General features: G+C 41.5%; 11 protein-coding genes. 7 read left to right on the plus strand and 4 right to left on the minus strand.

The genetic code is table 11. The annotated features are described in order from the left end of the window. Positions 1 to 7: 7 nt before the first annotated feature. The 4 genes from glnG to JCM15074_RS14380 form a co-directional block, all read right to left on the minus strand. Positions 8 to 1,405 (minus strand): nitrogen regulation protein NR(I), encoded by a 1,398-nt coding sequence (glnG, locus tag JCM15074_RS14365; RefSeq protein WP_025821864.1) that lies wholly within the window; start codon positions 1,403 to 1,405, stop codon positions 8 to 10. 12 nt (positions 1,406 to 1,417) lie between these two features. Next, positions 1,418 to 2,455 carry a nitrogen regulation protein NR(II) gene (gene glnL, locus JCM15074_RS14370; RefSeq protein ID WP_025821866.1) on the minus strand — a complete coding sequence of 346 codons (1,038 nt, stop codon included), beginning with the start codon at positions 2,453 to 2,455 and terminating at the stop codon, positions 1,418 to 1,420. Between the two features lie 221 nt (positions 2,456 to 2,676). Continuing rightward, positions 2,677 to 3,219, minus strand: a complete 543-nt coding sequence (locus tag JCM15074_RS14375; protein ID WP_025821868.1) for a DUF4124 domain-containing protein — start codon at positions 3,217 to 3,219, stop codon at positions 2,677 to 2,679. Between the two features lie 72 nt (positions 3,220 to 3,291). Continuing rightward, a complete protein-coding gene (locus tag JCM15074_RS14380) occupies positions 3,292 to 5,214 on the minus strand; it encodes an FUSC family protein (protein WP_025821870.1) in 1,923 nt (640 codons plus the stop codon). 318 nt (positions 5,215 to 5,532) lie between these two features. Between JCM15074_RS14380 and JCM15074_RS14385 the strand changes: the two genes are divergently transcribed. From JCM15074_RS14385 to JCM15074_RS14410, 7 genes are all read left to right on the plus strand, one after another. Next, entirely contained in the window at positions 5,533 to 6,705 is a 1,173-nt protein-coding gene (locus JCM15074_RS14385; protein WP_025821872.1) for a PrnB family protein, read from the plus strand. A gap of 1 nt (position 6,706) precedes the next feature. Next, entirely contained in the window at positions 6,707 to 7,816 is a 1,110-nt protein-coding gene (locus JCM15074_RS14390; protein ID WP_025821874.1) for an aminotransferase class V-fold PLP-dependent enzyme, read from the plus strand. A gap of 220 nt (positions 7,817 to 8,036) precedes the next feature. Next, positions 8,037 to 8,174 (plus strand): DUF2076 domain-containing protein, encoded by a 138-nt coding sequence (locus JCM15074_RS24975; protein ID WP_234400240.1) that lies wholly within the window; start codon positions 8,037 to 8,039, stop codon positions 8,172 to 8,174. 38 nt (positions 8,175 to 8,212) lie between these two features. Continuing rightward, positions 8,213 to 8,815 carry a DUF2076 domain-containing protein gene (locus JCM15074_RS22320; RefSeq protein ID WP_234400241.1) on the plus strand — a complete coding sequence of 201 codons (603 nt, stop codon included), beginning with the start codon at positions 8,213 to 8,215 and terminating at the stop codon, positions 8,813 to 8,815. A gap of 135 nt (positions 8,816 to 8,950) precedes the next feature. Then, positions 8,951 to 10,927 (plus strand): flavohemoglobin expression-modulating QEGLA motif protein, encoded by a 1,977-nt coding sequence (locus tag JCM15074_RS14400; RefSeq protein ID WP_025821876.1) that lies wholly within the window; start codon positions 8,951 to 8,953, stop codon positions 10,925 to 10,927. A 108-nt stretch (positions 10,928 to 11,035) separates the two neighbouring features. Next, positions 11,036 to 11,863 carry a hypothetical protein gene (locus JCM15074_RS14405; protein ID WP_025821878.1) on the plus strand — a complete coding sequence of 276 codons (828 nt, stop codon included), beginning with the start codon at positions 11,036 to 11,038 and terminating at the stop codon, positions 11,861 to 11,863. A 230-nt stretch (positions 11,864 to 12,093) separates the two neighbouring features. Next, complete coding sequence (locus tag JCM15074_RS14410; RefSeq protein ID WP_025821880.1) at positions 12,094 to 12,981, plus strand: LysR family transcriptional regulator; 888 nt, start codon at positions 12,094 to 12,096, stop codon at positions 12,979 to 12,981. Positions 12,982 to 12,997: the final 16 nt, after the last annotated feature.

Consider the following 12,997-nt stretch of genomic DNA (forward strand, 5'->3'; position numbering starts at 1 on the left):
TTGCTGACTATTGCAAGCCTAACTCTTTCAATTTTCGGGTCAATGTATTGCGTCCCCAGCCCAATCTTTTGGCTGCTTCTTGTTTATGACCCTTGGTATGTTTTAATGCGGTTTGCAATAAAATACGTTCAAAATCAGGTTGGATTTGTTTGAGCAGATCACAATCTCCAGCGTCTAAATGCTCCGTTAACCATTGGCTGAGCCCAGTTTGCCAATCAGTTAACTCATTTTGTGGCATTTGATTGATATTGAGCAGTTCAGGCGGCAAATCTTGGACTAAAATCTCTTGCCCAGAAGCCATCACAGTTAACCATTTGCAGGTGTTTTCTAATTGTCTGACATTTCCCGGCCATGGTAATTGTGCCAGTTTCTCTGATGCTGCGGCGGTGAGAATTTTGACCTCAACATCCATCTCTTTAGCGGCTCGGCTTAAAAAGTAATGAGCTAACTGTGGAATATCTTCCCGACGCTGGCAAAGTGGCGGTAGATGCACTTTTATAACATTGAGGCGATGGAATAGATCTTCACGAAAATCACCGCGTTGAACTAATAGCTCTAAGTCTTGATGGGTTGCAGCAATAATACGTACATCGACTTTAACTGGAGAGTGGCCGCCGATACGATAAAACTGACCATCGGCTAGAACGCGTAGCAGTCGAGTTTGAACATCAAGTGGCATATCGCCAATTTCATCTAAAAATAGGGTGCCACCATCAGCTTGTTCAAAACGGCCTTGGCGTATACTTGAGGCACCTGTAAATGCACCTTTTTCATGACCAAATAATTCAGATTCAATCAAATCTTTTGGGATGGCAGCCATGTTTAGGGCGATAAACGGTTTGTCTTTGCGGGGGCTATGTTTATGTAAAGCGCCAGCAACTAACTCTTTACCTGTACCTGATTGGCCATTAATCAGCACACTAATTGATGAGCGTGATAAGCGGCCAATAGCCCGAAATACCTCTTGCATTGATGGTGCTTCGCCAATAATTTCAGGCATTTTCACCTGTTGTTCTGGTATCGCGGCTGGCGTTTGTTCATTGGCGCGACTAATGGCTCGCTCAGCTAACGCTGTTGCTTCATCAATATCAAAAGGTTTTGGTAAATATTCGAATGCGCCTGCTTGATAGGCACTTACTGCGCTATCAAGATCTGAATGGGCTGTCATAATAATGACCGGAATATGGGGGAAGTGCTGACCTATGCGTTCTAATAAGGTTAAGCCATCTGTGCCCGGCATTCTGATATCTGAAATAATGATTTTAGGTTGTGACGTTTGCAAAGCTTGCCAAAGAGATTCTGCGGCAGCAAAGCTGGCACAACTTAAATTAGCACTTTTTAAGGCACGCTCTAGTACCCAACGTATGGAGCTATCATCATCTAGGATCCAAACTTGTTCTGTCATTGATAGTTCCTATTATTTGATTGGTAGAGTAAGGGTAAATTCGGTATGGCCAGCAGTAGAGACACAATCAATACGGCCACCATGTAAACGCGCAATATTATGTGCAATTGATAGACCCAGTCCTGAGCCTTCTGGTTTGCCGGTGACCATTGGATAGAACAAGGTATCTAACAGATCATCGGGTACGCCGGGGCCATCATCAATGATGGCTAATGTCATCACCACTCGGTGACGTTTATGGCCAATAGTGACTTGATTTTGAGTGCGAGTTTTAATCCGAATACTGCCGCCTTGATTATCTAATGCCTGAATCGCATTTTGGACGATATTAAGTAAGGCTTGCAGCATCTGATCATTATCCATATCAATGTCTGGGATCGACGGATCATAATCTTGCACAATATTAATATCTGCAGGACAGGTCATTTCTGTTAACTGCAGTACTTTTTGAATAATTTGATGGATGTTATGAGGCGTATGACGTGTTGGACGTTGTGGCCCTAATAATCGATTAACTAACTCAGTTAAACGATCCGCTTGTTCAATAATAAGCGTAGTAAATTCTTTTAATTGTGGATCGTCTAATTCCCTAGACAGTAACTGCGCTGCGCCGCGTAAACCACCTAATGGGTTTTTTATTTCATGGGCTAAATTGCGAACCAAAAACTGAGCGGCTTGCTGCTGCGCATCCAAATGTAATTGTTGATGAATGCGTCTTTGTTGATCAACCTGTCGTAATTCTAATAGGCCAAGACGACGTTCGGTATCAAATGGCGTTAAGGTCAGATCAATGGTGTGGTGTTGGCCTGTTAAGGTAATTAAATCGGTAGTATTGACGGTTAAGCCTTGGTTATCTGCAATTGATTGACTCAGTAATTGGCTATCAATACCTAATAATTGGCAATGTTCTAAGAGGGGTTGCTCGACCAATTTATGTAAACCAATACCAAACAATTGAGTGGCGGCTGGGTTGGCATAATGGGCAGTAAGCTTATTATCGATCACGATAACCGCCGTCACTAGATTATTAAGTATTAGGTCGTTGTTCATTTATTAGCCTTAGACTGCGATGCACCATTATGGTGCGTCGATATTTGCTATTATGCAATAATATAAACAACTAGGATAGTACCCATGGAAACAATATAAGGTATTGTTATTTAAGCTTTATATTTGCTCGTAAAAATTCGAGTATTGTTATAAAAAGCATAATCTAGCACGATACATCTAGGTTAAATTATTGATGTATCAGGACTATGCAAAGAGCTTGCCTAGTTTCTTGGTTGTGGTTTTTTACCTGGTCGATGCATTGGGTTATTTTGGTGCGCTCGGTGTAAGAAGACTGTAATAGTGTCACTACTATCGATTACTTGGTTTTGGCTATTAATGATATTGACGCTAAATTGATGGGTGCCACGATTAATATTCTTCAGTTCAAAGGTTGCATTCGTTTGAGTCATTCCCTGTGGTTCTCCATCCATGATTAATTGTAATCGTTGTGATGGCAGGAGTTTGGGGACGATTTGAGTAATAATGTTAAAGTCGCCTTGATTATTGCGAATTGTTTGTTGATCGATAGGGCTGGTGATTGTGGCTTTGGAGACGATTATCGCTGCTTGCTCAGGTGCCATGCTCTTACGCTGTTTAGGAAAACTAACCTGCAGTTGGTCAGTATTTATATTCACTTTAATTTCAACAGCTTGTGGATGATCCGCTTTATCGGAAAAATGTACATTTCCTTGTTCATCTACCCAGCGATAAACAGTTGCATGTGATTGAAATGATAAGATTAATAGTAGTAATAAGCATCGCATGAGTTAGTCAGTCTCTATCTATCCTTGATGAGTGTTATGGTTAAGACTAACCCGATGCGATTAAAAGATCATCTATTTTGCTCTATAGGGTTGTTGCCAAGCAAGCCAGGCAAATAGCTGTGCCATATCTTTATCTAGCCATTGGTAAGGTTGATTGGCTTCTGTATTAAAGTGAACTGGTAGCGGACACCAAGTGTCTTGGTAGCGACTGCTAAACATCTCTAACCATTGACTTAAATCTTTTGATGCAGCGTTAATATCTAGTTTACTATCACCATATTTATGGAAAATTACCAAGCTAGTATGCAAATTAAGCCCAAATTCTAATAGGCTTTGGTAGTCAGCTAATTCCCGAATATTGCTGTTGGGTTCAAGCTTTAAACTGGCAATTTCTTGGTTCAATTGACGTAATGCTGTGTGCGCGCGCCAGCGTAATTTAGCTTGTTGATCTTTGTCTGTACTCTGTAAGCGTTGCTGCTCTAATTGCCACCAATGACTAATGTAGCTATCTAGCCAGCGTTTGGTCCAACTTGGAATAAATAGGTGCATTGCCAAAAAGGCGATAATGACGCCTGCAAAGGTATCGATGACACGATAAAAAGCAATATAGGGTTCAGATGGTAATAATAGGCTAATGGCGAATACCATCAGTAGTGTTAGCCAAAAAACATGTACCTCATAACGGGCGTTGTAGTAGGTCGCGAAGGCTACAAAAGCACTCAAACACGTCGCCGCAATTAACCAACTGCCTTGACCTTGCCACCAGATGAGTCCCAGCGCAATAAGACTACCTAATACTGTGCCATATGAACGTGACCAAATTCGAGCTTGCAGTTGCCCTAAAGGTGCTGTCATTAATACGATAAATGCGGTTAATGTGACCCAGTAACCTTGTGGTAAATGCAGTAGTTCTACAACAAATTGGCAGCACAATAAAGTGAATACGATACGCAGGCCGTGATGCCATTCTCTCGAGTTGCGGCGAATTGCCTTATGCCATTGCGTCTTAATACTTTCACGATCTGATGGCCAGATTAAGGTTAATTGAGCTAACCAATCAGTCGGTAATGGTGCAGGCTTAAGGCTATGCTGTAATAAATTGATTGCATTGGTTATTAAAGGCGGTAAATCAACAGGCATAACCGCTTTATCGCTACAGTTAACACACGCTTTTGCGTGAATTTTTGCTGCTAAACAATGGATATATTGCTTAATCTCTTGTTGGCTATGCTTATCTGTGGTTTCAGCTAGTCTTGCTAAAATTTCGAGATTTTCAATCAGTGTTAAACGGCCAAATAGTTCGGTTGCGATTGGGGGGACGTAAGGTTTATTAGGCATCTCAATTAAATAATGAGCTAACACCGCAATCGCATCATCTAATGCTTGTCGTAGCGCTAAACGTTTAGCAACATCATTAGCATGGCTTGAACCAAGTTGTAGGCACCAGAGCGCTAATTGTACATTGACTTTATCGAGTTGTTGTTGGCCTTGACGAATCGCTAGCCAAGGGCCTGCAATAACCGCACTAATGACCGCGGTAACCGCACCAAAGATGGTGGACATAATCACTAAATCAGTAGCTACATTTGAGTGATATAAATGCATGGCACAAATAAAGCAAAAGCCACAGTTATAAGCTAATAATTGAATATATTTACGTTGGTTAGAACATAAACCGTACAGCAAACTGATGGCTAATAATATGGCAACACCTAGCCATAAATTGACGGTACTAATATAGGCGACTAGTGTTGAAACCACGCACAACAGCGCTGAAATACTCAGTAATTGAGCTCGTTTATTATAGGCTAAGTTTCGACCTTGAACTCCCACCAACCATGCCGCAATCAGTGCGTTAACACCACTTGCGCTATCGCCTAAATAACTAAATAAAAGTAAGCCAAATACCATGGGCAGACCGATACGAAGTCCTTCAGGTAAATCTGCTTTATTGGGTAACCAATTACGGATGGTATTGATGTTCAGTTTAATCATGATTGATGAAATTATTAGGGGGTAAGAATGATGCCGGATTGGTAATTCTACGCTTCATGAGTAGAGATACAAGAGCAACTCGTCAATGCTGTGGGCTTTTTTTTAAGCAGTATGATTTTGTTGCTAAGCATTTATCATAGTTTAGGTAAATCGTTATTATTTAAGGTTTAATTATCAAATATTTGTGTATTTTTATGATGAATTACTGCATTGCTATTTGGGATGCTTGTTCAAAAAACATTCTAGTTATCATACTATTGATGTAACGTAGAGTGATTAATTGAACGTTAGTTGATAACAATAATGAATAGGGATGTTATGAGTCAATTTACCCAATTATTTGATCATTGGATTCGGCATGATTTTGTTGAAATTAATTCTGCTTTAGAAGTGCTATATCAACAACAAGCCGATCGCGCCAACGTTGACCAAGTTGGTGAGTCATTAAAGCTAGAATTGCTCAATCAGGGGCAGCAATGCATCACCCCTATTTTAAAAGAAGGTAATACTGATCAAGGTTTTGACAGTGCTTTTGATTTGTTGGGGAATGTGGGATTGTATATGGCAGCGTGTCGTCGCCATGAGATTACCGAGCCTAGCCGAGAAAGTCGTTCTCCATTAGTTGAAGCTTCAGCATTAGCGATGCACATTGGTGCGTCGATTGGTGTGACCCCAAGATTTGCTACTGCTCATTTAACCACCCACAATCAGGCCATTAATGGCCAATACAAACGCTTTACCGATCTCGCCTCAGAGCAATTATTTGTGGATTACAATACCCGTGGCATTCTGGCATATAAACGGGTCGCTGATGCGCTATTAAAAATTAAAGCGTTAGGGGTTTCACATCCTATTAGTGGTGACTTATTTGGCGTTGCAGCGCAAGCAATGCAAGATGTCATTCAGGTCAATAAGGTATTATTTGAACAACTTGATAGTGATAGTTTCTTTTATCAAGTCAGGCCTTATTACAAGCCATATCGGGTGGGGTCTCAAGTGTATCGAGGGGCGAATGCGGGCGACTTTGCAGGCATCAATGTGATTGATATGCTACTGGGCTTATGTGTGGCGAATGAGCCAAGTTATTCGCAAATGCTGGTTGATAAATTCCTTTATATGATGCCAGAAGATCAGGCGATATTACGCGATGTGATGCGGATGGATTCATTAATGAATGAGTTTTTAGCTGCGCGCAGTGAACATCGCTCTGCTTGGTATCAAACCAATTTGTCATCATTTCTACTAGTCTGTGATTTACATGGTGAAGCCGCCAAGCAGCATCATGATCAACTTGTCAGTAAATATATTGCCAAGCCTGCACTGCAAATGGTTGAAACGCATTTAGATAAGATTACTGCCAGTGGTCCGCCACTACCTGTTTTATTAGCCGGATTAGAGAAGTTACGTGATCGCCGCGCTGCTCGTCAGCGTGATGATATTGTCACCCGGTATGATGATATACAGCAGCTAAAAGCCAGTTTGGGGGAGTAGCATGGTAACAACAGATTTTGTGTTACCCAACCAAGGCTGCTACTTACTCAACCACTCGGTGGGGCGACCTTTAGCAAATGCGCAGCAATATTTGCAACAACATTTCTGGCAACCATGGCAGCAACAAGCCGTTGAACCATGGGCGCAATGGTTGACCCCAATAGATTGTTTTACTCAACAATTAGCCCTGTTATTTAATGCTCAAGCACAAGATTTTTGTCCTCAAACCAATTTATCGAGTGGCTTAACCAAGTTGTTGATGTCGCGAGAAGATCTTACCGGCTCAGGCCGAGTTATATTGATGAGTGAGCAAGATTTTCCGAGTATGGGGTTTGTGGTACAGCGGGCGCTACCAAATGCTGAAATTCGCTATATAGAGAATCAACTCGATTGCAGTGATATCAATGTGTGGCAACAGCATATTGATGAGCAAGTTGATTTAGTCTTTATCAGTCATGGTTATTCAAATTCAGGCCAACTCGCTCCCGTTGCAGAGATCATTAAAGCAGCAAAGCAATATGGTTGTTTAACTTTGGTTGATGTTGCTCAAACTGCAGGTGTCATTGAGGTTGATTTGGCCGAGTTGGCGCCAGACTTTTTAATTGGCTCATCAGTCAAATGGTTATGCGGAGGCCCCGGGGCGGCTTATTTATGGGTTAATCCATTACAATTAACACAATGTCAGCCTGTTGATGTGGGCTGGTTTTCCCATGACAATCCATTTGAATTTGATATTCATCAGTTTAGATTCAATCAAACCGCATTACGGTTTTGGGGCGGCACACCGTCGGTGATGCCATTTATGTTGGCGGCGAATAGCATCGATTATGTTAATCAATATGGCGTCACGCAAGTGAGGCAACATAATCTACAGTTACAACAAGTGGTACAGCAACAACTTGCAGACTACATACGTTCACCTACTCACGCTCAATATCATACGGGGACGCTAATTTTAGATTTTGCAGCGGATAACCAATTGCAGTTGCAACGGTTAACTGCAGCTGGAATTGCGGTTGATGTTCGCAGTCGTGGCTTACGTGTATCACCCCATATTTATAATTCAGTGGCTGATATGCAGTGTTTGGTTGATTGTATTGTTCGGGGCTGAATGGCTTATGTGTTGTAAAATCGTTTTGAATGTTTGTGATTTGTTGTTGATTGGGTGTTTTATATGCACTTAATAGAAATTTAATTTATTAGCACCTGCGAAACGGTGAACCTTAGGCTAGGATGCTAATCAAATAGATATTAATCATATTGGTTTAAGGTTAGTAAGCTAAAGTTATATGATTGAGAATAAGTAGTATCCTTCATTTTAGGAATTAAACATGACTCCACAAGAAAAAGAGCTGATTCAAAACGTAGCGAATAAATTAAAAGCCAGTCCTAATAAGCCGAAAGATCCTGAGCTGATACGTTTATCAATCAAGAAATTGGCTCTCAGCAAGATATTATTTATAAGTTGACTCAAGCCGTGCTAGTCCAAGAGATGGCACTAAAAGATATGAAGTCAAAAAATGACTTCCTTGAGTCATCAGTTGAGCATTATAAAACTGAAGCAAACCGTGGTGCGTTAAGTCGCATGATGGGTGGTAGTCAGCCTGCGCCAGTACCGCCTCAACCACCAGTTCGCCAACCTAGTGCATTTGGTGGCTTTATGCAGACTGCAGCAGGTGTTGCAGCGGGTATGGTTGCAGGTCACTTAATCAGTAACGCACTATTTGGTAATGATGAGCCTGCCACTGCTGCAACCGATGCGGCAACTGACGCTGCGGCAGATTCAGCTGCTGATTCAGCAACGGATACTGCAGCAGCTGATAACAGTGCTGATACGCAAACTGCTGCAGCGGATACAGCTCCTGCTGATGCCGCGCCAGATGCTGGTGCTGATTCAAGCTTCTTAGGTGATAACTCAGGTTTTGCATCTGAGTATAACGATCCTAACGCTGGCTTTGGTGGTGATACTGGTTTCGGCGGTGATAGTGGCTTTGGCGGCGACACCGGTTTTGGTGGTGATGACACTTTTGCTAACAACAGCGGCTTTGGCGGCGAAGATGATAGCTTTGGTGGTTTTGACGATTCAGGCTTCGACGATAGCGATTATTAATCCTGCGTGAAATAGTTAAAACAAATGCCGACCTAGTGTCGGCATTTTTGTTTGTTAAGGTCAAAATGCTTTGTTGTACAAATTAATGTGGTTCAAGTTAATATCAGGTACCCGTTTTTTATCGACTATTAAAGCATGAAGCAATTTACTGAAGCGGAACTTATTAAAGCGATTCGCGACCAGCAACCCATTGAAGGAATGTTGGAAAACGGTCAACTTTATATCCATATTCGAGCCTATGTACCATGGCTTGGTATCGCGCTACACGCAGGCGAAAAACTGCCTGAAAATTTGGTGTCGCGCTGCGCCCTAACTGAGGCTGAGGTGAGCAGCTATAGTGCACTTGGGAGCGAGCAATTTATTCGTGGCTTCCCTATTTGTATCGCGGTGCAGCAAAGCTCATTATTTTGTGATTTAGACAAGCCTGTCGAAGAAGCATTAACGCGTAAGTTAAAGCAGCAAAAGTTGTGGTTAAAGCCACTAACGGCTGAACATAACCAGCAGGCAGAGCAGCAACATAAGCAATTTTATCGCATTGTGTCAGCGTTAATGACAGTGCTAGAAGCTAAATTTAAGCGTTGTTTAGCCATTGATTTACGCTCGCAGATGCTGGATGAATCACAGCCGACTTTTAAGCTGGATTATCGCGGTTTAAATACCGATAAGTGGGATAAAACCCTAAATGCAATCGAGCAACAACTTGGACAAGTTGAGTTAAACGAACGTCCAAGCCATGTGGCTGTTATGCATCGTGGTACTAACCCAAGCTATTTACAGCATTTCTTCTTACGCCACTTTAAAGAAACGCTATTATTGCCGATTAGCGTACAGCAAATGTATATCGATGCTGATACGGGGAATAGTTATCCTCTGGTACAAGAATCATTAGCCAAGCAGTTACATGAATTATTGTCGATGCGAGCGCAGCGGTTTGTGTCACGCCACTATAAAAATAGCGGCAAAGTGCCTGAAGTGTTTAGCCGTCATATTGAGCCATTAGTGCTGCAAGTTGATAAGCAACTGGCTAAATTACAGCTGGGACTTAATACTCTTCATTACGTTAATCCGCTTAATTATCAGCAAGAAAAGAAGCGTTTTTTAGCTAAAAAAGGCCGGATTGAGCCTAACTTCAGCTATCGTCCATTAAAAGTCGATCCTTATGCGGTTAAAGAAAAGCTGTATCAGTTACCTGTATCGTCCATTCAAGATCCCACATTGCGTTATCTCTATCGCGCTGCGGTTAATGATTTAGCGGCAAAGGTGGAATTATTAACGGCAGTGGGCACGCAGCATTTTCTCTATAACTCGTTACGTTACTACGGTGAACCCACTGAGATTGATAAGACCAATGCTCGTTTTCTTGCTTATGCGCCAAATCAGCCTGCACAAGATGAGCCCTTGATTCAAATCGATAAAGCGTGCGATATCTTTGCCGACAGATTAGCTAGCGGTGGTTTCAATAGTAAGGTTGTGCGCTCAAATCGATTAGTGGCTAACGCTATGGTGGAAGGTGGCAAGATGCAAGTGCATCTTAACCAAAATATCAATGTGACCGCCAAAGAGCTTGATGCGCTGTATCATCATGAAGTGGGGATCCATTTAGTCACCAGTTTAAACACTAAAACTCAAGCATTAACCCTGTTTAAGTCAGGTTTAACCAACTACACCATGACCCAAGAAGGCTTAGCGATATACTCTGAATATATGTCAGGTAATTTGAGCGTGAAGCGTTTAAGAGTGTTGGCGTATCGCGTGTTAGCCGTTGAAATGATGCTCAAAGGTGCCAGCTTCTGCGAAACCTACCAAGCCTTGAATCAAACTTATCAAGTGGATGAAGATTTAGCCTTTACCGTGACCGCGCGAGTTTATCGTGGTGGTGGTTATACTAAAGATTATGTCTATTTGAGTGGCTTTAGACAGATTCTTGCATTGGCCCCGCAGCAAGATATGTCAGCGCTTTATTGCGGTAAAATGGCAATGGCATTCTTGCCTGAGCTTAACCAATTGATGGATCAAGGGGTGTTGGTTAAACCGAAATTTATGCCGACCTTTATTGCCTGCCCTGAGCCAGATGATGCGGTAATTGATTATTTAGTTAGCTCAATTAGGTAATCACCAAATTAATATAAGGGCTTGTTAATCAAGCCCTTTCTTATTTGTAAATAAACTGTAACTTGTTAATAATAAAAGCTCGCATAACGAACCACAGGGATGTTGTATATGATTCGAGCGACCATTATCAGTTTATTCGTTGGTATGATTTTAGGCGTGGCTGGTACTTATATTGTTATTAATATGAGTCAAACAGAGCAGTCAAATCGTGCAGTATCTTCATCATCTAGTAATCAAATCGCTCAACTGCAACAAAAGCTGCAAATTGCATTGCAACAAAATCAAACACTACAACAAGAAGTTGCGATGCAGACGCAGGAAAATGCATGGCTTCTCAAAATGGTTAAAGCTGGGCTAAGTGGCGATATGAAAGGTCACATGCAAGCTTTTAGGCAGCGACCTCAAGTGGCTCACTCTAGAGCAATCAAAGCAAATACTCAGCAAGTATCTGAGCAAGTATCCATTGAGGATACATCGCCAGCTAAAGTGGCTAAACCCGTTGATGCCATTAGTTTAGTGCAGCGTTTACAACGTGCAGATAAACAATTACAGAAACAAGCCTTGGCTGAGGGATGGGCCAGTGGTACACAATTAGCCGATGAGCGAGCCGCGTTGTGGCAACAAGCGCGTGAGATGCTGAGTGATCAACAATATATGCAAGGTTTGCATGCCGTTGGTCTACCTAATCAACTGTTTATGAGTGGTATTCGTGGTGCGGATAATCGTGCATTAGGACTTAAATATGGTGACCGCTTGGTCAGTGTTTCCGGCGAGAAAGTGTTTACCCGCAATGAGTTGAATCGCCAGTTAAAAATGGCTGGTAAGGGCGCAATTGTAGCGATGACCTTTGAACGCAAAGGTAAACTTATCCCCGTAGAAATTAGTCATGCCGAGAGTATGATTGAGTTTTATGGCAAGAGTATTGCGGTCAATTAACATGTAATTGTTATCGCAATAATAATGAGTACGCTGATTAGCCTAAATTGAATTGATAAGTATCCTGTTGAAACCATATATCCCATAAATCAATATGCTCACTTTGTCGGTTATCTAAATATTTTGTATATAGCATGACTATTTTATTTATATCTGTTTGTTTACATTGGAACAGACTGTAGTGATAAGCTTATTCTTATAAATAAGGCTAAACGCAGTTTGAGGTAGAAATGGATCAATTAGGAGCGATGCGAGTTTTTATTCGAGTCGTACAAACAGGCAGCTTTTCAGCGACTGCGCGAGAACTCCATACAACACAAGCGACTATCAGTAAGAAAATTGCAGCGCTTGAGCTTAAATTAGCTGGCAAGTTATTGATCCGTAGTAGTCGAGAACTCTCATTAACTGAAATTGGGGCGGAGTATTATGATAGATGCGTCGCAATTATTAGTGAAATAGATGAAGCTGAAGCCAATGTTCGCTCTCATATTGCATCACCTCAAGGGGTGATAAAAATTAGCGCTCCGGTGACATTTGGCAATAAATTTATTGCGCCAATACTGGCTGAATTTTTACAACGTTATCCTGATATCAAGGTGAACCTAGCGTTGAGCGATGCTCATGTCGATATTATTGCTGATGGTATTGATGTTGCAATTAGAGCTAGAGAACTTGAGGATTCCTCCTTAGTTGCTCGGCATTTATTTGATAATCCTAATGTTTTGATTGCATCTGCGGATTATCTTGCAAAATTTGGCGAGCCTAAGCAGCCACAACAGTTAAAATTACATAACTGCATTATCTATTCAATGTCAGCAAACAATAATATTTGGCATTTTTCATTTAATGGCGAGAAACAGACTGTGGTGATCAGTGGTAATTGTCAGAGTGACAGCTGTGATGTCATTTTACAGTTAATTTTAGATGGAGTCGGTATCGGCTTATTACCGATTTGGATGGTCTCCGAGCAACTGCAATCTGGTCGTTTAATACAACTGATGCCTGATTACGAATCCAAGCCGTTACCATTTCATGCTATTTATCCAAAACATCGCTATGTACCATTAAAAATCCGCTGTTTTGTTGATTATTTAAAAGAGAAAATACAACTGAACTAATGGTGTAATGGCTAGT

This window comes from Shewanella marina JCM 15074 (assembly GCF_000614975.1).
Taxonomy (GTDB): domain Bacteria; phylum Pseudomonadota; class Gammaproteobacteria; order Enterobacterales; family Shewanellaceae; genus Shewanella; species Shewanella marina.

Coding starts and splice junctions, on each gene's coding strand:
- glnG (WP_025821864.1), bottom strand. CDS start 1,405: ATGACAGAACAAGTTTGGATCCTAGATGATGATAGCTCCATACGTTGG.
- glnL (WP_025821866.1), bottom strand. CDS start 2,455: ATGAACAACGACCTAATACTTAATAATCTAGTGACGGCGGTTATCGTG.
- JCM15074_RS14375 (WP_025821868.1), bottom strand. CDS start 3,219: ATGCGATGCTTATTACTACTATTAATCTTATCATTTCAATCACATGCA.
- JCM15074_RS14380 (WP_025821870.1), bottom strand. CDS start 5,214: ATGATTAAACTGAACATCAATACCATCCGTAATTGGTTACCCAATAAA.
- JCM15074_RS14385 (WP_025821872.1), top strand. CDS start 5,533: ATGAGTCAATTTACCCAATTATTTGATCATTGGATTCGGCATGATTTT.
- JCM15074_RS14390 (WP_025821874.1), top strand. CDS start 6,707: ATGGTAACAACAGATTTTGTGTTACCCAACCAAGGCTGCTACTTACTC.
- JCM15074_RS24975 (WP_234400240.1), top strand. CDS start 8,037: ATGACTCCACAAGAAAAAGAGCTGATTCAAAACGTAGCGAATAAATTA.
- JCM15074_RS22320 (WP_234400241.1), top strand. CDS start 8,213: ATGAAGTCAAAAAATGACTTCCTTGAGTCATCAGTTGAGCATTATAAA.
- JCM15074_RS14400 (WP_025821876.1), top strand. CDS start 8,951: ATGAAGCAATTTACTGAAGCGGAACTTATTAAAGCGATTCGCGACCAG.
- JCM15074_RS14405 (WP_025821878.1), top strand. CDS start 11,036: ATGATTCGAGCGACCATTATCAGTTTATTCGTTGGTATGATTTTAGGC.
- JCM15074_RS14410 (WP_025821880.1), top strand. CDS start 12,094: ATGGATCAATTAGGAGCGATGCGAGTTTTTATTCGAGTCGTACAAACA.